Source organism: Desulfopila aestuarii DSM 18488 (assembly GCF_900143695.1).
GTDB classification, from domain to species: domain Bacteria; phylum Desulfobacterota; class Desulfobulbia; order Desulfobulbales; family Desulfocapsaceae; genus Desulfopila; species Desulfopila aestuarii.
Map to the genome: position 1 here is coordinate 71,323 of NZ_FRFE01000023.1, position 20,420 is coordinate 91,742.

Consider the following 20,420-nt stretch of genomic DNA (forward strand, 5'->3'; position numbering starts at 1 on the left):
TAATTGCATTAATATCATATAAATAGATGGTTTGGCTGTCTATGATACCCTGATGGTGAAAATAGGTCAACATCTCGATGGGCATCGCATGCTGTATTGTACATCAGAGTGAAGGGAATTATCTCGAATCATCTTCAACACGTTCATCTTGAACGTATAGGCAAGGTTCTCTCTGGGGTATAGGAATGGTCAGGCTGGGTGGAAGTTTTTGCGGTTTAGTTCCGGTAGAACTTTCCCCTTTTTTTCTGAACCTTTTTCTTTTTCCATGTTCAGATGGTTGGTAAACGCAAGGGCTAGCAGGTCCCCTTGCCAGAAACCCGAAGGCTCAGGACCAAAACGGTGGCGGAGTAGGGTGAAAACCGCAGATTGCAATTCAGGCTCAGGCTTGAAAAGTTCTCCCTGGGTATTCCTCCACGAAATCCAAAAAGTTACCGCGGAAGCGCTGTTGTTTTGTGCGCAGGCTTGTAAAAAATTCTCCGCCAGGATTTTGTCGGGGGGATTGAGTTCTCTCCAATGTTGCCGTAACCACTCTACAATGAACGTTTTTTGCCATAATGCGAAAGACAGGAGCGTGAGCGCGAGTAATACCCATACATATAACATCTTGCCCTGACGGGTTGCGGTCTTGGAACCTGGAGCAGGGGACACCTCGAAACGTACAGCCGGTAAAATAAACTTTTCTATTTTTCGGGTGATGGGATTCCACCAGCTATACACTACATCAGGCAGAGTGAAATTTCCGGCTTTGGTCATCCGATAGGTAATCGTGTCGATGCGCTGACCCAGGAAATCACCACGTTCAGTCTTGTCTGCAATTTCATCGTTTTTCACATATACGCTTATGCCATCCGGTACATCAGTCGACGGAGGGGCAAGGGCCATACCCGAGAGTTCGCTGGCTCTCTGGGCAATTTTTCGAGTGAAGATGGCTCCTGCTTCAACGGGGCCGGGTGTTGGCTTCCAGATTTCGTTGATTTCCAGAGATTGGGTTGTGACCAGAAAACTGCTCTTTTCACTCCCTGGTGGTCGCTGAATTTCTACTTTCATTCCGGGGAATGTTGTCTGGACGTCATTGGCGGGGCCTGAAAATCCTGCTCGGCTTGCAAAACGGACGCTAAACTCAGGGATTTTCAGCGTACCGGCTTGTTGTGAAAAAAGGGCAAATTCATGGGACTGAACAAACCAGCTTTGCCCATCAATTTCTTCTGAAGACACTACAGGAGCGCCAACCTTGATAATTATGGTACCCGGTACTTGTGGCAAATCAAAACGTGCGGAGCCGGAAAACGAGCCCATAGCTCGCAATTCAATGAAAAATGATACCTTTTGACCGATCCAGGCGGTGTCATCGTTGAGGCGCACTGATATGGGAGCGGTCTCGGCTGAGGAGAGAGTGATCCAAGAGAAAAAAATAAAGAACAGCATAAGGATGTTCTTCATTTCTTGCCTCCATCCATCTCGAATTTTTGTTGAAAGGCGAATTTCGCTTTCAGGAAGTCTGCCGGTCGGGTTTGTACACGGCGTAGCCAGAGGGCCTGAATATCCTGATTGGAGACTGCTTCTCCTCCCTCAACGTCCTCGGAAGCCGCATCTTTTCCGGCTTTTTTATCAAAGACAATTTCATCTGCGCCCAGCATGCCCTCGGTCATGTTGCCGCTTTCGATATCAAGAGTTTTAGCTCGGGCAGCGGCGATCCCTCTATTTTCCATTGCTTCCTTCCAGCCAGGATGCTTCTCGAGGGCCTTGTCGTAGCTGGCTATTGCATCCTTGTATTTTCCGTGCATCAGGAGGGCATTACCCTGATTATAATTTGCTTCTGCCGTATCCCTGCGGCTGTAAGCCTGGGCAGCCTTTTGGAACTCTCCTGCTTTATACCATGATGCCCCCTGCCATTCAGGATCCAGGAATACCTTGGCCGCTGAGACAAAATCTCCACGATTGAAATACCACATGCCCTCCTGGTCAGGGGTGAGCCAGAGGGAGGCCCAGGTTATGGTGATAAGGAGCGCAAGTAAGGCTTTCATCTACACTTCCTCTCCAATTTTCTGCCGGCGGAAACCGAGGAGTACCATCAGGCCAATGACTGGCACAAACCAATAGCCCATCTCCTGCCACAGATCATCCATTGCATCTCTGGCAGAAAGAGATCTGCTGGCGGCTCGGCGAAGAATAGAGGTAATATCGCTTCCGTCAGCGGTGAGCTGTTGAAGGTCTCCGTCGAGAATGTCTGCCGCCCTGGCAACGCTTGATTGTTTTTCCGGTGTGGCCGTGATGGTGAGAAACTGTATTGGAATTGATCCTGTATCTACATTTTTCAATAGCTGACGATCAGTGTCGACGGTATCAGTGATAACAAGGATACTGCCACCCTGCTGTCCCTGTTGCAGAATTCTTACGGCCTCATCAATGGCCAGGTCGAGTCGGTCTCCCGGGGCGGGCATGACAGCCGGACTTATTTCAGCCGCCATATCAGCCACAACTTCAGTGTCACGGGTTGGTGGCAGGACCAGATGAGCAGATCCGGCATAGGCGATGAGCCCTAAGGGCTGGCCCTTTCTTGCCTTAGCCAGATCGGCAATTTTTAAGCGGGCATGCTCTAGGCGGGATGGTTCGAGGTCGGACTGCTCCATACTGCTGTCGGCTTTCAGGAGAATCATCAAAGGGGATGCATCCTCGGCAAAAGGACTCTCTTCAAGCCGCCAGGTCGGGCCGGTAATTGCCACAACGATGAACACCCAGCAGGCAAGCAGCCAGATTGCCGGTTTACGATATTCTGATCGTGGACCTGAAATCATGAAACGGAGTAACTCCGGGGAGATCTGTTCACGCCAGCCCCGAAGGGGGTCAACGTAGCGCTGCCACATCCACCAGACTCCGGCGACAAGCGGTAGGAGCAGCAGCCACTCTGGTCGAATAAAATGAAAGTTGGCAAGCGCTGAGCTCATCGTTGCACCTCCAGGCGGCCTGTAAGATGATCGACATAAACCCTACCTGGTTTCTGCATTGCAGCCTTGGAACGTGAACGGCGCAGTACCAGTACGGTCTTTTCGCCAAGGGATGCAATCAACAGCAGGAGCAGCACCCAATAGTACAGATCTCTTGTCGGACGATGGCTGATCGTATCCACTTGCCTGGTTTCTATTTTATCTAGTTCTGCATAGATTCCAGCCAGCTGCTTGCGATCACCGGCAAAGAAATATTTCCCGCCTGCAGTTTCGGCTACATTGCGTAGCGTCTCCTCGTCAAGCTTGTCTTCTCCGATGGTGGTTGGATCGCCGATTGCCACAGTATGAATGCGGATACCCCTTGCCATTGCAACTCTTGATGCCTCAACGGGTGGAACCTGGCTGGCGGTATCGTTGCCGTCCGTCAAGGCAATAATGGTCTTGGCAGGCGCATCGCTTTCTGCAAAAAGCGTCAAACCCAGCCCAATGGCATCGCCAAAGGCAGTGCGGGGACCGGCCATGCCAATCGCTGCTTCATCAAGAAGCTGCCGTGACAGATCAAGGTCGATAGTAAAGGGAGTCTGCAGGAATGGGGCATCGCCAAAGACCACGAGACCTACCCGATCACCCTGGCGTTGGGAAAGAAAATCCCCCAGAACTTCTTTAACGGCGGTGAGACGATCAACCTTTTCTTCTCTTGCGTTGGTAAAGTCTTCCTGGCTCATTGAGGATGACAGGTCAACCAGCAGGAGCAGATCCCTTGTCGGTAACTCTTTTGTGACTGGTGGTTCAAGCAGTTGTGGACGCGCGAGCGCGACGAGTACCAATAACCAAAGAAAAATTTTAAAAATCAGCTGCCCTTTGCTTCTGGCCACTTGAGAGACGCTTGATCCCGCTAGAGTGGCGGCCTGGATACGGTCCCCAAAAGGCACACGAAGGGCAACGGGTTTCTCTCTGCGCGGGGGCAGAAGCATGCGGATGAGCCAGGGCAATGGCGCCAGGAACAACAGCCAGGGATAGGCAAAAATGAGCATATGATGCTTCTCCGGCAGGTTTCGTTCAGTTTATCGTCCTATTTATTGACAAATATCTCCGTCAGCGGTTTGCCGGCACAACCAGATGGCGACTTGATTCCAAGATACGTCGCCAGTGTTGCTGCAATGTCAACTGGATGGACCCGACGCTGAATCTGTTGAGCCGGAATCTGCATGCCGCTGAAGACAATGGGTACATAGGTGTCGTAGCGCCAGGGAGAGCCATGGGTACTGGAAACTTCGAGTCCGTCAAAATCATTGATAAACCAATGCGGTTGAAAAACTATATAAACATCGCCTGAACGATTGGGATTGAAGTTGTTGAGAATCGATTGAATGACAGGGGTATTCGGCAGGTTGCCTTCGCGCAATGCACTACTGGAAATGGCCTGAGCAACACCCTCAAACTGCAGCAACTGTTCGGCGACGGACTGCTCTACCTGTGCCAGGTTGAGTTGGTGTTCTTCTATCACCTGATGATCAAGATAGATATAGGGGTGATTGTAACCAACAATAAGTTCTTTACCGATACCAAACTGTTTTTTTAAAGACGCCAGAGCGGGCTTTTTATCCCAGCTTTTCGGGTCAACAAATCCCCCATCAAGACCCATTTGCTTGAGATACCCTGGTACCTCAGGCGTGCCATGATCGGCAGAAAGAACAATGAGCGTCTGTTCCAGGCCGACCTTTTCATCGATAAATGTGAGTAAATCGGCAAGAGTCCTGTCAAGCTGGAGGATATTGTCTTCGCTTTCCAGGCTGGAAGGCCCGAAGATATGGCCGACATAGTCGGTTGAGGAGAAACTCACAGAGAGATAATCAGGGATATCGTCTTTTCCCAGTTGCTCATTAATAATCAACGCCTTGGCAAAATCCAGGGTTAACTGATCCCCTGCCGGGCTTAGGGTGAGCAGGGTGGTGAAGTATTTCCCATCGGCGGTGCCATACGGGTGGGGGAATATGCGGCCAAAGCCAGCAATATCTGTTTCCCAAGGGCGGTCATCTGCCTCGCCAAAAAGATATTCTTCCTGCGTATACAGAAGATTCCATGATTTGCCGGAATAGGAGAATGCCAGTTTTTTGGCGTTCCACTGGTCCACCCAGTCGGGGTACTGTTGATAGTAGTAATTGCTGGTGACGAATTCACCGCTGGCCTTTGAGAACCAGAAGGCCTTGCCGGCATGGCCGGCCATGGACACCGCGCCCCGGTCTTTGACCGACACCCCGAAAATCTTGGAGCGTCCTGCGGTGTGGATTGCCAATTCATCACCTAGGGTGGAAACCATGATTGCAGCAGGTGATCGACCATCACTTTTGGCTGCCTTCTGGGTTGAATCAATTTCTGCGCTCTGATCTACTCCAGCTCCTGGCGTGAGCAACGTGAAATTGTCATCTTCAATATTGTACACCGTTCGTCCTTTTGTCCTGTCATACCAGATATTACCAATCATGCCGTGAACGGATGGTTGTGCCCCCGTGGCCAGGATGGTGTGGCCAACAATGGTCTCTGTATTGGCATGGTCATAATGGGCATCGACATATACTGTGCCCTTTTCCCAGAGATAGCGAAAACCGTTTTCCTCAAGACGGTCGTAGTATCGAGTTGGCAAATCGCCGCGTAGTGCATCGACCGTAATCTGCAGAACTAATTTGGGCTGCTGCATGGCAACGGCCGGACTGGCAAGAAAGAGTACAGAGGTGATAATGGGTATGATGAATGAATGTTTATGTGCTTTTGTATCCATTATTATCCTCAAATTTTATAAAGAAGAATCGGAAATTGTGTGGTCACTGATCCAGAGAACAGCATATTGGCGGAGGAGCCTGACATCCTGTTCTTTGCCTGGTCTGCCGTATATACCGGTGCTCAGCAACTGGTGGACTTCCATGGGCATGGTGTGGGCTGACTGGCTAGCGAGCCAATCAGCCCACTCTGAGCCGGCTTTTGAGGCAATTTCAGATCTTGAAGCGGCCGCCAGGGCCGTGCGGCGAAGCAGTTCTGCGATGGCTGGAGCATCATTGGGATGGGTCAGCTCACGCAAGGCGGCGCGACGATAGGCATTGGCCTTCCATCTTCTATAGTAGCGATAGCAAAGAAAACCGGTTGCCAGCATCAGCAGAACAAACAGTACATACCAGCCTGTCGCCAGAGGCCACCAGGATACGGCTGGAGGCATGAGGATATCATGTAAACGGGTTAGGCTGGTAGCATCAGTGTTCATGATATTGTTGTCCTCCGGGCAAGATGGGCCCCAAAAAGATCACGCAACTGATGGGTTGGCGAAGTCGCGGCGGAAATGGGTAATACCGGTACACGCAAAGCCCGAAATATCTCGGTCCACCTGTCGAGAACGGCAGCAAAGGCTTTTTCGAAGGAATCAGCAAAACTCCTGCCTGACGGGATAGCAAAATTCACACCTCGGTCTCTGGCAATCATGCCTGGATGTCCCTGCAGTGAAGCGCCCAGAGGATCATACACCGCGAGAACAAGCATGTCGTTGTGAGCGGCGATCTGGGTAGCCAGCCGTTGGGTGTTTTCATCGCCACCGTCAAGGTCGCTTACCAGCACAACCAGATGATCGTGTTTGGCACGCCTGAGGGCAGCTTCAAGGGACATGTTCAGTATTGATTCGGTTGCAGGAGATGGGCTTGCATCAATTTGCTCGACGAGCATCCGGTTGTGGCGCACCACCTCGTGGAGCAAACGGAGGACTCTGGTCTGGCTACGGTGAGGCGGGAGGTCGATGATCTCATGGTCGTTGAAGATAATGCCGCCGACCCGGTCACCGGAGGAGAGGGTTCGCCAGGCAGCCAGGGCAGACAATTCGGCTGCCACAACCGATTTCATGGCTCGACCACTGCCAAAAAACATGGTCCGACGCTGATCCACTACAAGCAGGACGGGTCTTTCTCTTTCTTCAGTGTAGACCCGCACATGTGGTGAGCGCAGTCTGGCGGTAGCCCGCCAGTCGATGGTGCGAATATCATCACCCTGCTGATAGTGGCGCATTTCAAGGAAATCGAGGCCACGACCTCGCAGGCGGGAACTATGGCGCCCGGCAAGAAGTGAGGTTACCGGTTGCCGGGGAAGAAAACTAAAGCCCCGTGCTTCAGCTTTGAGGCTCAAGAGCGCCTCGAGACTGGTTTGTACACCGGCTGGTATGCTATCGGACGAGGATTTTGTCTTTTTCATGTTAAATGGGGACAATAGTCTGCAAGAGTTCCTCGATCACTTCAGTGCGGGTTTTACCGGCCGCTTCCGCTTCATAAGAGAGATGAATGCGATGCGCAAGACAGGCAGGGGCGACGGCGCGAATGTTTTCAGGCGAAACGAAGTCCTGCCCATGGAGCCAGGCATGGGCCCGGGCTGCACCATCCAGGGCAAGCGTTCCGCGAGGGCTGGCACCAAGACGAATCCATCTGGCCAGGTCACCTCCAAGGTGCTCTGGTTCCCGAGTACCAATAACCAGATCGACCATATATCGTTCGGCAGTTTCAGCCACGTGAATACCGTTCACCTCACGACGGGCGGCAAAAACAACTTCTTGATCAATCTTTGATGGGGAGTCATCGGCATTGCCCGATTTTTCTCCCCGTACCAGGCGCAGGATAGCCCCTTCGTTTTCTGCAGGCGGGTAGGGTACGTTGACGTAGAGCAGGAAACGGTCCATCTGTGCCTCAGGAAGCGGATAGGTACCTTCCTGTTCAATTGGGTTCTGGGTAGCAAGGACCAGAAACAGCGGCGGCAACTTGTGCGTTGTTCCGGCAACGGTCACCTGGCGTTCCTCCATTGCTTCTAGCAACGCCGCCTGGACCTTGGCTGGGGCGCGGTTGATCTCGTCGGCAAGCACCAGGTTCCCGAAAATCGGCCCTGGCTGGAAATCGAAGCTGGAGGTCTGTTCACGATAAATTTCCGAACCGGTGACATCAGATGGCAGCAGATCAGGAGTAAACTGTACCCGACGAAATTCGCTCTCAACCAGTTTGCCGAGGGTCTTGATCGAGCGGGTCTTGGCGACACCGGGTAGCCCCTCCATAAGGACATGACCATCGGCCAGAAACGCGATAAGTAAACGTTCAACAACCGTTTCCTGGCCTATGATTGAGGCATTCATCGACACCGCTATCTGTTGAAAAGCCTGGCGAGTATCCATTGTCTGTAAATGATGGGTGATGAATATGAAAAATGGTACTCGGACCTCCCCGCATATACAGGAAGGTCCGAGTGTTTGATGGACCGTTGAATGCTGAAGTCTTCAGACTGCTAATTGTCCGTACCTTGAGTGACTGCTTCCATGACGCGATCAAGACTGAAACTCCCTGGCTTCTGACGCGGTGGGAATTCTTTAAAGCTCTGCAGCCATTGACCGACATAGGCACCGGCGGGAGCAAATATAAACATATGATCGATCCACCATCTCCTGTAACCAATAGATTCTTCTTGAGCTTTTTCGAGCGGATCCATTCGGAGATTGGCTATCATGGGTGCACGCAGGACCTTGAAAGGATTCTCCCAGACTTCCACACCATGGGCCTCTTGTCTGAGGAATGTGATTTTCCAGTTGTTGTATCGCAGGGCTGCAACGTTGCCATCGTCTGTCCAATACAGGAATTCCTCTCGAGGCCACTTGTCAGTCTCTCCCTTTAAAGCTGGAAGCAGGTTATAGCCGTCCAGATGGACCTTGAAGGTTGTGTCACCGACCTGCTTGCCTTTGAGCAACTCCTCTTTCACATTTGGCTCACCCACTGCAGCCAGAAGGGTTGGCAGCATATCTTCGTGTGCGCCAATATCGTTCACCACGGTTCCGGGCTTAATGACTCCTGGCCATTTTATCATCGTGGGAACGCGGAAGCCTCCCTCCCATTGAGTGGCCTTTTCGTTGCGGAAAATAGTTGTGCCGCCGTCAGGCCAGCTGAAAAACTCAGCCCCATTATCGGTGGAGTACATGACAATGGTATTGTCTTCCACTCCAAGTTCCTTGAGTTTGTCGAGCAACTGGCCAACCATGACGTCATGCTCTGCCATTCCGTCAGCATAGACACCTAAACCAGTCTTGCCCTGCGACTCTTTCTTCAGATGGGTCCAGATATGCATACGGGTGGAGTTCCACCAGACAAAGAACGGTTTGTCAGCTTTCTTTGCACGGTCCATGAAGTCAAGTGCTGCTGCGGTGACTTCCTCGTCTACCGTCTCCATGCGCTTAATGGTCAGGGGGCCAGTATCCTCAATTTTGCCATCTGCAAAACTGTGTATGACACCACGCGGGCCAAATTTCTTTTTAAATTCTGGATTTTTGGGATAGTCAGGATGTTCTGGTTCCTGCTCTGCGTTCAGGTGATACAGGTTGCCCAAAAACTCATCGAAACCATGGTTGGTCGGCAACATCTCATCACGATCTCCCAAGTGATTCTTGCCGAACTGGCCGGTCATGTACCCCTGTGCCTTGAGCAACTCTGCTATGGTCGGGTCTTCCTTCTGCATACCTTCCGGTGCACCTGGCAGTCCGACTTTGGTCAAACCTGTGCGCATTGGCGACTGGCCGGTGATGAATGCCGCGCGACCGGCAGTGCAACTCTGCTGGCCATACCAGTCTGTAAAAATTGCGCCTTCCTTGGCTATTCGGTCGATGTTTGGTGTTTTATAACCCATCATGCCCATATTGTAGGCGCTGACATTGAACTGGCCGATGTCATCACCCCAGATAACCAGGATGTTCGGCTTCTTTGGATCGTTGGATGCCGCGTCAGCCGGCGATGGAAAGATATTGACGGTGAGCATGAATGCCCCAGCGATACCGAGCATCGTCAGGAACTTTCTTGATTGGCGCCATCCCGGGAATAGAATTTCCTGAGTAGGCGTATCTGCCTGTTTCATAGTTGCCTCCTTGTGAATGTTGGTTGCTGACCACTACAGTAAACTATCCCTCAAGGTTGCTTTTCTTTCTGAGATAGCCTGTTCAATAGGAGTGATGCTGTTCAACATGCTTTGACATGTCTTTGGAAACTGTCGAACTGACCAGGGACTGCAAGACCTTCTCCCGTGCGGTTTAGGGTAAAGTGCTTCGTCTTGCAAAATGAACCGAATAGACTTTTCAGTTGATACTTGCGTTGTAACTCATTTGTTAGGAAAAATTCAAGTCATGGTGTCATTTTCCCAACAAATTAATGCATTATTAAAAAGTTGCTTGTTTTTTTATGTGTCGAATGTTTTCAGCTTTGATTCGGCGGCTGTATGGCGTTAGGGCGCAGGGATAAAATATCTTCCTCCCTGACATGATTTCGCCGTGCAAAAAACTGAGCAATCCTAACCTTTGTTGGACAATTTGTCCAAGTCAGGGTAGTGTTTTCATTTCAAATGACAGACCTCTTCAAGGCGAATCGAAAGATCTCGAGATCTTTTGAAATGCCCTTCATTCTTTTTGGTGGGGTGGGCTTGTGATTATCGGACTGGACGTTGGAGGTACACATACGGATGCAGTATTGATTGGCGCTGAAGGGATGGTGCGAGATATCAAAGTCAATACCGATCCTGAAAGGCTCTATGAGACGGTGATGAGCGCGCTGGACCGTTTGCTCGCCGGGCAGGAAGTAGCCGATGTCAAGCGGGTAGTGTTGAGTACAACGCTTGCGACTAATATGGTGGTGCAGGATAAGCTGCCGCCGGTGGCTATGGTGGTTTCTGCCGGACCGGGTATTGATCCCGAACATTTCCGGGTGGGGTCGCACTACTTTCGGGTCAAGGGGGCACTCGACCACAGCGGGCGGGAACTTGAACCGGTCCGCGAAAAAGAGATTCACGCACTCGGTGCGGAGCTGAAAAAATTGGGTTTGCCGGCGGTTGGTGTGGTATCAAAGTTTTCTGTCCGCAATGCAGCTCACGAACTGGCTATCGCCCGAATTCTTGAAAGTTATGTGGACAAAATCTTCATGGGCCATCTATGTTCCGGTGCGCTCAGTTTTCCTCGTCGTATCGCGACGACCTATTTGAATGCTGCCGTCTATCCGGTACACACCAATTTCTTTACCGCTGTTCATTCCTCGCTGGCCAAAAAAGGCATATCACACCCGATCAGAATCTTGAAACCTGACGGTGGGAATATGAATATGAGTTCGTCGCTTACCTATCCGGCCCAGACCATCCTGAGCGGTCCGTCGGCAAGCGTCATGGGGGCTATCGCCCATGCCCCGAAGGACAAGACCTGCCTGGTCCTCGATATCGGTGGAACGACTACCGACATGGCCATCATTCTCAATGGGGCTCCGGTTATTGCTCAGAACGGTATTGAGATCGGCAGCTATAAAACCCTCATCCGCGCACTTTTAACAAAGTCAATCGGTATAGGTGGCGACAGTGTGGTGAGAGTGCGGGAAGGCAAGCTCGCTATCGGCCCGGATCGGGGCGGAGCCGCAATGGCCCATGGCGGGCCACAGCCGACACCAACCGATGCAATGTGTGTTCTGGGAATGATCGAACAGGGGGATCGGGATAAGGCTGCAGCCGGGCTTGCCGTAATCAGTGCAGAACTTGGTCTTGCCGTAATTGAGGCAGCAGAACAGATCCTTCATACAGCTTGTGAGAATATCATGAGGGCTGCGGACGAAATGGTTGATCAGATCAACAGCCGTCCGGTCTACACCGTGCATGAGATGTGTGAGGGGGTGAAAATCCGCCCCGATTACCTGCTGGTGCTCGGTGGTCCGGCTGGGCAGTTTGCCGGACGGTTGGCTGAGATGTTCAAAGGCGAGGTTGAGATTGTCCCCAATTGGCGGGTGGCAAATGCCATTGGCTGCGCCCTGGCCAGAACCACCTGTGAGGTGACAGTTTATGCCGATACCGCGCGAAGAGTGATTACTGCTCAGGGCGAGGAGTATCACCGGGAAATTTCCCGGACTTTCACGCTGGATGACGCCCGTAAAGTGGCCTTTGAGCTGGTGCGAAAAAAAGCTGCAGCTCGTGGCGCAAACGAGGAACATCTGAAAATGGAAGTTCTGGAGGAGTCGCAGTTCAATATGATTCGCCGGTTTTCCACCGTGGGCAAAAATATCCGGGTTCGGGCCCAGGTGAAACCGGGGCTTATCCACGGTTATGATGCCGAGAGCGGTACCCTGAACCGCGCTGATCTCTGATTGAGCGGCCAGGTTCAATACAGAACAACTGATATCAATTTCACACCCGAGAACAAAAGGGCGCATTATGCTGCACGCCAAGAACAGAACAGGGCTTGTTTTTTTTCCGGCATTCGACTGGGCTATCTCACCAACCCATCCCGAGCGTGAGGAGCGGCTACTCTACACCCAGGATCAGGTGTTTGAAGAAGGGTTGCTCGATATTGATGGTATTGTCGAGCTGAAACCCGATCTTGTCACTATAAAGGATATTCAACGGGTTCACTTCTGTGTGCCCGATCCCTGGAAGGTGAGCACAGAGTCTCATTTCATCAGTGCAGGTGGTGCCAAGACCATCGGTATGGCGGTAATGGATGGAACCATAGATCGCGGCTTTGCCTTAGTCAGGCCGCCGGGACATCACGCCAACCGTGTGGTCCACGGGGCGCGTGGCTTCTGTAATATCAATATTGAAGCGATCATGATCGAATATCTTCGTCGTGCCTATGGTGTTGATCGAGTTGCGATTATCGATACCGATTGCCATCATGGCGATGGCACCCAGGATATCTATTGGCATGACCCCGATACCCTTTTTATCTCAATCCATCAGGATGGCCGCACGCTCTATCCAGGCAGCGGTTTTATTAACGAATTTGGTGGACCGAACGCGGCTGGAACAACCGTGAATATCCCACTGCCACCGGAAACCTGTGACGATGGGATGCTCTATGCGGTAAAAAATGCGGTTCTGCCTATACTGGATGAGTTCAAGCCGCAGCTGATTATCAACTCCGCCGGCCAGGACAACCACTATTCCGATCCGATCACGAACATGAACATCTCCGCCCAGGGCTATGCACAGTTGACCGAACTGCTGAAAGCGGACATTGCTGTTCTTGAGGGCGGTTATTCCATTGAGGGAGCACTCCCATATGTCAATGCCGGAATAATTATGGCGATGGCCGGCCTTGATTACAGTAGTCTCAGGGAGCCAGACTATGAGCCGGAGTATCTTCGCCAGCCGGCATCGCTTACCCGCAGCATCGAGCGTACCTGTGATGAGGTGATGACGATGTGGCGCCGAAGGACAGAGTTGAGAGGACCCGGTAAAAAGGCCGGCCAGTACGATACCCGCAACCGCCAGATTTTTTACGATACCGACAATATTTTTGAAACCCAGGAAGAGACGGTGCGTATATGTGACGACTGCGGTGGTTCGCTAAGGATCGATTCTATTTCCAACCGGCGCCGGATTCTTGGGGTGCACATCCCCCGTAACGCTTGCCCGGCATGTCGGGAGCAGGGGTTGCAATGGTATGAAGAGTCCAGTTCCTCAAGATTCCAGCATATCTTCCTGCAGGACAGGATTACCGACAGGTTTCTTGAAAAGAAATAGGAGAACGAGCTTGTTGCAAAATGGTCTTTTCGCCCAAACTCAGCGTTATTCTAAAAAAATTTTATCCTTGGAATATTAAGTATATGCCTGTGGTGAAATTTTTCGCATGCCTCGATTTTGAACAAAAATCCTCATTTTGCAAAAGGCTCGCACAATAAGGTTTTTGCTGAAACTACCACGAAACTTGGAACAATAGCTGACCAAAATATACGATGACAGAGTATCCGAGCGATTCTTCTTTCACTCGCAGAAACCGTCTGCAACGATTTCTGCCCTTTCTGCTCTGGTGGCCCAGGGTCGACAGGCGGACTTTTCGGGCGGATCTGCTGGCAGGTATGACCGGGGCGATTGTTGCCCTGCCGCAAGGTGTCGCTTTTGCCGTTATTGCCGGCATGCCGCCTGAGTATGGCCTGTATACTGGCATGATTCCGGCTATTATTGCTGCCCTCTTTGGTTCGTCCTGGCTGCTGGTGTCCGGACCTACAACCGCGGCATCGTTACTACTTTTCTCTTCACTGTCCATGTATGCAGAGCCGGGGACGGGCGCATATGTGCAGATGGCACTGACGTTGACCTTTATGGTCGGCCTGATCCAGCTCAGCATGGGGCTCGCCCGGTTCGGTTCCCTGGTTAACTTCATTTCACATTCAGTGGTGGTGGGTTTTACTGCCGGTGCGGCGCTTTTGATTATGGCTAGCCAGGTCAAACATTTTTTTGGCTTGGTCTATCCGCGCACAGCCAAATTCCAGGAAACCATTGTCAGTATCGTTGACCATATCGGTGAGGCGAACCCCTATGCCGTGGCTGTTGGTCTTCTGACTCTTGTTGCCGGAGTCTTGGTGAAGATATATCGGCCAAACTGGCCCTACATGATCATATCCATGCTGGTTGGCACATTTGGAGCTGAAGCGATAACAGTCGCGATTGGTAAGGACGTGGCGAATATTGCCACTGTTGGCGCGTTGCCTGCAGCCTTGCCGCCACTTTCCATGCCGTCGATTACCTTTGATGACATACGCGTCCTCACACCGACAGCGTTGGCCATGGCGCTCTTTGCCCTGACTGAGGCGATTTCCATTGCCCGGTCCCTGGCGGATAAGGTGGATCAGGAGTTGGACGGCAATCAGGAATTTATTGGCCAGGGATTATCCAACATGATCGGCTGCTTCTTCAGCGGCTATGTGGCGACCGGTTCCTTCAACAGAAGCGGCATGAACTATGAGGCAGGGGCAAAAACACCGCTAGCCGCTATTCTGGCCGGTCTTTTGCTCATTCCGGTGGTTCTTTTTGTTGCCCCTCTGGCTGCCTTTCTACCCAATAGTGCCATGGCGGCAATTCTTTTTCTGGTGGCCTGGAGGCTTATCGATCCAAAACACATCGTGAAAATAGCCAGGACCAGTCTTACTGAGACAATCATTCTTGGATCGACATTTCTGGCCACGCTCTTTCTGGAGATGGAGTTTGCGATATTGCTTGGTATCATGCTTTCCCTTGCCATTTATCTGAACCGCACATCCCATCCCCATGTTCTGCCCAGGGTTCCTGACCTCAGGCTGGAGGGCAGGCCTTTTACCACCGATCCACTGTTGCCGGAATGTCCCCAGCTGAAGATCGTGCGGATTGACGGCTCGCTCTATTTCGGAGCCGTCAACCATGTACGGGGTGTACTCAAGCAGATGGCCAAAGAGCATCCGGGACAGAAACATCTCTTGGTAGTGGGGAGCGGCATCAATTTCATCGATATGGCGGGGGCGGAATTTCTGGTACATCTTGCAAAGGAGCGGGAAGAAGCTGGCGGGCATCTCTATTTTTATGATATGAAAGAAGGTATTTGCAGCCATTTCAAATTTTTACACTACCTGCTCGATATCGGTATGGATAATATTTTCGTTTCGAAAAAAGAGGCGATTGCGGAAATATTCCCGCGATTGGATACCAACATCTGCAGTACGTGCCGAAAACGGGTTTTTCTGGAATGCGCCACGGTGCCATTTCTGGGTGATGGACGTGGAGAAATTGCAGAGGCGAGAAGGATGGGCAGCGCAACTGATTGATCTTGAAATCGTATGAGGAGATGTAATGACGGAGATTATCGCAATTTATGGCAGCCCCCGACGTGATGGAAACAGTGCGGCGCTACTGAAGCAGGCAGTGGATGGGGCAAGATCAGAGGGGGCGCATGTTGAGGAAGTGTTTCTGCGGGATTATAAAATCTCGCCCTGTCTTGAAATCTACAACTGTATCAAGAACGGTGAGTGTGCCATTCGTGATGACTTTCCCAAGATCCTTGAAAAGCTCGAAGCAAGCGAAGGCATCATGCTCGCCTCGCCCATCTTTTTCTACTCGGTAAGTGCCCATACCAAGACGTTTATGGATCGCTGCCAATCCCTGTGGGTACGGAAATACTGGATCGAGAAGCAGCCGTTTGGACAGACACCCGAAACCCGCAAAGGGCTCTTCATCTCTGTTGGCGCAACCGAGGGCAAAAAACTCTTCGACGGTGCATTACTTACCGTTAAATACTTTTTCGATGTTCTCGATACCGGTCTCTGGCGTACTGTGCTCTGTAGAGGCGTTGACCGTAAAGGAGAAATTGACCGGCGGGAAGATTATCTTCAGGAGGCTTTCGATGCAGGCCGGGATCTCGCTCTTGCTTTGCGGGAGGACGTTGAACAATCTTCTTGATGCATTTTCCCTCCCGAATCATTTTTCTGGTTAGCAAGGTTTTGTCATGCGCTCTTTTTTTCTGATTGTGCTGCATCTGCTGGTTGTTTTCCCTGTCCATTCTGTTGAAGCATTTGAGCTTGAAAAACCGGTTTGTATCGCGCCCGCTAAGCCGGGTGGTGGCCATGACATCATGTGCCGGCTCTTGACATCGGCCTTAGGAGAAGCGTTGCAGGTCGACGTGTCCATTCGTTATATGCCTGGCGGTATCGGCGCGTTGGCCTACAACTACGCGGCGAGTACCCGGCAAAAAGATGCCAATACGGTCGTGGCAGCCAGCACTGGTACCGCCCTCAATATCGCCCTGCATAAATTTGGGAAATACACCGAAAACGATGTGCGCTGGCTTGGTGCGGTTGGAACTGATTATGGCGTTATCGCTGTGCGGAGTGATGCATCCTGGCAGACACTGGATGAACTGATTGCTGACCTGCGGCAACATCCTGAAACGTTTATTATGGGGGCGGCAGGTTCCATCGGTAGTCAGGATTGGATGAAGATGGCGCTCATTCTCGATGAAGCGGGCATTGATCCTCAGGCGATCCGCTATATCTCTTTTGAGGGTGGTGGGGCTGCATCTGATGCGCTGAAAAAGGACCAGATTCAGGTTTTCCCTGGTGATTTTACAGAGGTGGTTCAACAACAGGAAGCCGGAGAGCTACGGGTGTTGGCGGTACTCGCTGAAGACCGTCTGCCGGGTGAATATGGAGATATTCCCACTGCCAGGGAACAGGGCTATGATGTGGTCTGGAAGGTGTGGCGCGGTTTTTATCTACCACCCCGGATAACCAATGCCGAATACAGCTGGTGGGTGAACACCTTCTTCCGGCTGGAGGCAACGGGAGTGCTGGCACGAGAGCGGCAGAAAATGCATCTGTTTCCGCTGATGATGATTGGCGACGAGTTTGACCTCTACGTAAAAAACAGTGTTCGTCAACTCCACGATTTTGGCAACAAATTTGGTCTGACTCAATGAGCGAACGTCTTTTCACTCTTCTACTGGCCATCTTCGGCGGAGTCTACCTCTGGCTCGGAATAAAGATTGAGGCACCCATCGCCTACGATCCCCTTGGTCCCAGGATATTTCCGGTAGTACTCGGCAGCTTCCTTGTGATTCTCTGTCTCTCCATCAGTATTTTCTACCCTATGACGCAGTTTCAGATCGGCAGTAGGGTGAAACGACTGGCGCTCACTATTCTTTTCTACCTTGTGACCTTCAAGTTTCTCGGTTTCATGCTGGCCACTACAATCTCTGTTTACATGGTAGCCCGTCTTGTCTCTAGCAGCTGGATGGAAGGGCTCTTGACAGGGCTGATCGTTTCGATCTTTTTCTACGGCATCTTCCATTTTTTGCTCGGTGTGCCGTTACCGCTTGGCACAGTCTTCAGGATAGGTGGCTAAGTGGAAATTGTTCACAACCTGTTACAGGGACTGGCTATCGCCACTACGCCTGTCAATCTGATTTTTCTTGCCGCAGGGGCTTTACTTGGCATGTTTTTCGGTGTAATCCCAGGCATCAGCGCTGCAAATGGTATCGCCCTGATGCTGCCGGTAGTTTACACCTTTGGTCTTGCCCCTGAGACAGTGCTTATTCTGTTTGCCGGCATTTATTATGGCGCAAAATATGGTTGCAGGATCTCAGCGATTTTGAACAATGTTCCGGGCGATGTCAGCTCCCTGGCAACAAGGTTGGATGGGTATCCGCTGGCCTTGGCAGGAAAGGGCGGTAGGGCCCTTGTTCTCACCGCCTTCAGTTCGTTCTTTGGAGGTATGCTTGCTATACTGTTGCTCGGATTCGGTGCTTCCTCTTTCGCCGATATAGGCAGTTCGTTTGGTCCTCCCGAATACGTGGCGCTTATTGCCTTCGCCTTCGTTCTTGTTCTGATTCTTTCTTCGACATTGTTTTTGAAAAATCTCACTTCACTCTGTCTAGGTCTGATGTTCTCCGTGGTAGGATTGGACTGGGGAACCGACGCTTTTCGCTATACTGCTGGTATTCCGGAACTCTACGATGGCATAGATTTTATTATAGTTGTTATCGGTGTTTTTGCGTTGAGTGAGTCGCTCATGATGATGGAAGAAACGGGCCAGGGGCAAAAGCTGTCGTCGGTTGTCGATAGTGGAGGAGGGCTGTTGCCTCTCTTCCTGCAGGTGAAATGGTCCTGTTTGCGGGCTTCTGTTATCGGCGTGTTGATTGGCTTTTTGCCCGGCGCTGGCACCTATGTGGCTAATCTGGCAGCCTATCGTTTCGAGAAAAAGGTAGTAAACACTCCTGAGCCTTCTTTTGGTAGCGGCAACATCCATGGCTTGATTGCCCCGGAAGCTGCCAACAGTGCCTGTGCCCTTGCTTCTTTTCTGCCGTTACTGGCCCTCGGCATTCCCGGCAGTGCCACTACAGCGGTTTTGCATGGAGCACTTTTGCAGGTCAATGTCGACCCTGGTGCGGCGCTGTGCCGAAATCATCCCGAATATATCTGGGCGCTCATTATTTCCATGCTCTTGGGAAATATCCTGCTTCTGATTGTTAATGTGAAAATGATTCGTTTCTTTCCACGACTGCTGGCGATTCCGGCCTGGGTGCTGATGCCGATGATTGTGGTGGTAGCCTTTGTCAGCGTTTATGCGGTAAGCCAGAGCGTTGTTTCGCTGTTGATCATGGTCGTTATTGGATTGCTGGCCTATTATCTGCGTAAATTTCATTACCCCTTGGGGCCGCTCATTTTAGGCTATGTTCTCGGTAAGCCGTTTGAAGATAACATGCGACTGGCCCTTTCTATCAGTGGTGGAGATTTTTCAGTGTTTCTCCATGGTCCTCTGACGATGGTGCTCGGCTGTAGTATTGTTATCGCTATTGTGATGAAGGTTGTGTATCGGAAGTAGGTGCATAATGAACTGCTATGCCATTAATATAAAGATAACTCTCAAATGCACTTCTTGATAATTGGCACGTTAATGGGGTTGTCAGCCGGACTTGCGCCTGGCCCATTGTTGACTCTGGTGATCTCCGAAACACTGCAGCGTGATGCTCGAGCTGGAGTGAAGGTTGCTCTTGCTCCGATTCTTACAGATTTACCAATTGTCTTTTTCACTTTATTGGTATTAACGAAGATCTCAGGTTTTCATCATATTCTCGGAGTGATCTCGATTATTGGCGGCTGTTTTGTGGCTTATATGGGCTATGAAAATATTCGCACCCGTGGTGTGCGGCTCGATCTTGATGGGGGACGGATAAACTCGTTAATCAAAGGGGTATTGGCAAATATGCTCAGTCCACACCCTTATCTTTTCTGGCTGAGTGTTGGTGCGCCGATCATGAATAAGGCCATGAGCCAGAATATCACGGCTGTACTTTCATTTATCATAGGCTTTTATGTTTTCCTGGTTGGTTCGAAAATTACCCTCGCTATAATCGTTGGCAAGTCGAAGTGGTTTTTGCGCGGTAATATATATATTTATACTATGAGAACTCTGGGCCTTCTTCTTTTTGTGCTGGCCCTGCTGCTGTTTCGTGAGGGGTATTCTTTGTTGATGAACCATTGAAAATAAATAAGGGTTGCATTGAGTCAGTGGCATGCTGGTTCAGAATCTATAGTTTCCCTGGAAACTCCCGATCGGCGCATTGTCATGACAATTCTTCATGAAGTGCGCTTCCGCATTTTTGCACATGTCGTGCTCCAATCTTTCCTCCTGCCCATTTCCGTTTGAGACTGGCGCTCTCTAATTCGACCTAGCTTTGCTCTACCTACCTAAAATTTACAAGTCCCTCCTCTTAATTGTTCGTGGAGGGGGGGAAGTGTTGATGGACTCGTTAAAAGCCCGATCTGCTTTGTCGCAGATCTTAAACGGCGATTAGCTTTAACCGCTTGAGCCAAATCGCCGTTTAAGATACTAGCAGGATGTTGAAAAACTCACAATCATAGGGAAGATCCAATCAAAATCGTGTATTATTTAACCAACTATAATCATTAAACAAAGGTGAGATATGCGCGGTTATGACCAGCACCAGCAGAAGATGTTCAGTTACCTGTCTCCGGAATCCCGAGTGCCACAGAATCACCCGTTGCGTCCCATTCGTATCATAGTGGACAAGGCTCTCAAGGAACTGTCACCGGTATTTCAAGAGCTATATGCCCGCAAAGGCCGACCATCGATCGCACCGGAGCGGTTGCTCCGATCTTTGTTGCTCCAGATACTGTATTCAATCCGAAGTGA

At 51.0% G+C, this 20,420-nt stretch carries 18 protein-coding genes; 9 read left to right on the forward strand and 9 right to left on the reverse strand.

Annotation, left to right across the window (positions count from 1 at the left end; translation table 11 throughout):
* Window positions 1-189: 189 nt before the first annotated feature.
* The 9 genes from BUF15_RS19215 to BUF15_RS19255 all read right to left on the reverse strand — a co-directional run bounded on the left by BUF15_RS19215 (window position 190) and on the right by BUF15_RS19255 (window position 9,758).
* Window positions 190-1,440, reverse strand: coding sequence for a BatD family protein (locus BUF15_RS19215; protein WP_073615333.1), 1,251 nt, complete (start codon window positions 1,438-1,440; stop codon window positions 190-192).
* Window positions 1,437-2,024 (reverse strand): tetratricopeptide repeat protein, encoded by a 588-nt coding sequence (locus BUF15_RS19220; protein ID WP_073615334.1) that lies wholly within the window; start codon window positions 2,022-2,024, stop codon window positions 1,437-1,439. The genes BUF15_RS19215 and BUF15_RS19220 overlap by 4 nt, the downstream gene beginning before the upstream one ends.
* Window positions 2,025-2,945 carry a vWA domain-containing protein gene (locus BUF15_RS19225; RefSeq protein WP_073615335.1) on the reverse strand — a complete coding sequence of 307 codons (921 nt, stop codon included), beginning with the start codon at window positions 2,943-2,945 and terminating at the stop codon, window positions 2,025-2,027.
* Window positions 2,942-3,979, reverse strand: coding sequence for a VWA domain-containing protein (locus tag BUF15_RS19230; RefSeq protein WP_073615336.1), 1,038 nt, complete (start codon window positions 3,977-3,979; stop codon window positions 2,942-2,944). The genes BUF15_RS19225 and BUF15_RS19230 overlap by 4 nt, the downstream gene beginning before the upstream one ends.
* Before the next feature lie 38 nt (window positions 3,980-4,017).
* Entirely contained in the window at window positions 4,018-5,724 is a 1,707-nt protein-coding gene (locus tag BUF15_RS19235) for an alkaline phosphatase family protein (protein WP_073615337.1), read from the reverse strand.
* 15 nt (window positions 5,725-5,739) lie between these two features.
* On the reverse strand, window positions 5,740-6,201 hold the full coding sequence (locus BUF15_RS19240; protein ID WP_073615338.1) for a DUF4381 domain-containing protein: 462 nt from the start codon (window positions 6,199-6,201) through the stop codon (window positions 5,740-5,742).
* The gene (locus tag BUF15_RS19245) at window positions 6,198-7,142 is read right to left on the reverse strand and encodes a DUF58 domain-containing protein (protein WP_073615356.1); all 945 of its coding nucleotides are present in this window, start codon (window positions 7,140-7,142) and stop codon (window positions 6,198-6,200) included. Before BUF15_RS19245 ends, BUF15_RS19240 begins: the two co-directional genes overlap by 4 nt.
* 31 nt (window positions 7,143-7,173) lie before the next feature.
* Window positions 7,174-8,133: an AAA family ATPase gene (locus BUF15_RS19250; RefSeq protein WP_073615339.1), complete on the reverse strand. Its 960-nt coding sequence runs from the start codon at window positions 8,131-8,133 to the stop codon at window positions 7,174-7,176.
* A gap of 110 nt (window positions 8,134-8,243) precedes the next feature.
* Window positions 8,244-9,758, reverse strand: a complete 1,515-nt coding sequence (locus BUF15_RS19255) for an arylsulfatase (RefSeq protein ID WP_073615357.1) — start codon at window positions 9,756-9,758, stop codon at window positions 8,244-8,246.
* Window positions 9,759-10,414: 656 nt separating this feature from the next.
* On the opposite strand from BUF15_RS19255, the gene BUF15_RS19260 reads away from it, so the two are divergent.
* The 9 genes from BUF15_RS19260 to BUF15_RS27825 all read left to right on the forward strand — a co-directional run.
* Window positions 10,415-12,106 carry a hydantoinase/oxoprolinase family protein gene (locus BUF15_RS19260; RefSeq protein ID WP_073615340.1) on the forward strand — a complete coding sequence of 564 codons (1,692 nt, stop codon included), beginning with the start codon at window positions 10,415-10,417 and terminating at the stop codon, window positions 12,104-12,106.
* A gap of 67 nt (window positions 12,107-12,173) precedes the next feature.
* Complete coding sequence (locus tag BUF15_RS19265) at window positions 12,174-13,484, forward strand: histone deacetylase family protein (protein WP_073615341.1); 1,311 nt, start codon at window positions 12,174-12,176, stop codon at window positions 13,482-13,484.
* Between the two features lie 212 nt (window positions 13,485-13,696).
* A complete protein-coding gene (locus BUF15_RS19270; RefSeq protein ID WP_073615342.1) occupies window positions 13,697-15,538 on the forward strand; it encodes a SulP family inorganic anion transporter in 1,842 nt (613 codons plus the stop codon).
* A gap of 25 nt (window positions 15,539-15,563) precedes the next feature.
* Window positions 15,564-16,169: a flavodoxin family protein gene (locus BUF15_RS19275; RefSeq protein WP_073615343.1), complete on the forward strand. Its 606-nt coding sequence runs from the start codon at window positions 15,564-15,566 to the stop codon at window positions 16,167-16,169.
* 46 nt (window positions 16,170-16,215) lie between these two features.
* Window positions 16,216-17,184: a Bug family tripartite tricarboxylate transporter substrate binding protein gene (locus tag BUF15_RS19280; RefSeq protein ID WP_073615344.1), complete on the forward strand. Its 969-nt coding sequence runs from the start codon at window positions 16,216-16,218 to the stop codon at window positions 17,182-17,184.
* Window positions 17,181-17,609: a tripartite tricarboxylate transporter TctB family protein gene (locus BUF15_RS19285; protein WP_073615345.1), complete on the forward strand. Its 429-nt coding sequence runs from the start codon at window positions 17,181-17,183 to the stop codon at window positions 17,607-17,609. The genes BUF15_RS19280 and BUF15_RS19285 overlap by 4 nt, the downstream gene beginning before the upstream one ends.
* Window positions 17,610-19,088, forward strand: coding sequence for a tripartite tricarboxylate transporter permease (locus tag BUF15_RS19290; RefSeq protein ID WP_073615346.1), 1,479 nt, complete (start codon window positions 17,610-17,612; stop codon window positions 19,086-19,088). It begins immediately after the preceding gene.
* A gap of 45 nt (window positions 19,089-19,133) precedes the next feature.
* Window positions 19,134-19,748 carry a LysE family translocator gene (locus tag BUF15_RS19295; RefSeq protein ID WP_073615347.1) on the forward strand — a complete coding sequence of 205 codons (615 nt, stop codon included), beginning with the start codon at window positions 19,134-19,136 and terminating at the stop codon, window positions 19,746-19,748.
* A gap of 442 nt (window positions 19,749-20,190) precedes the next feature.
* The coding region (locus BUF15_RS27825; protein WP_327021882.1) for a transposase at window positions 20,191-20,420 on the forward strand (230 nt) is incomplete at its 3' end.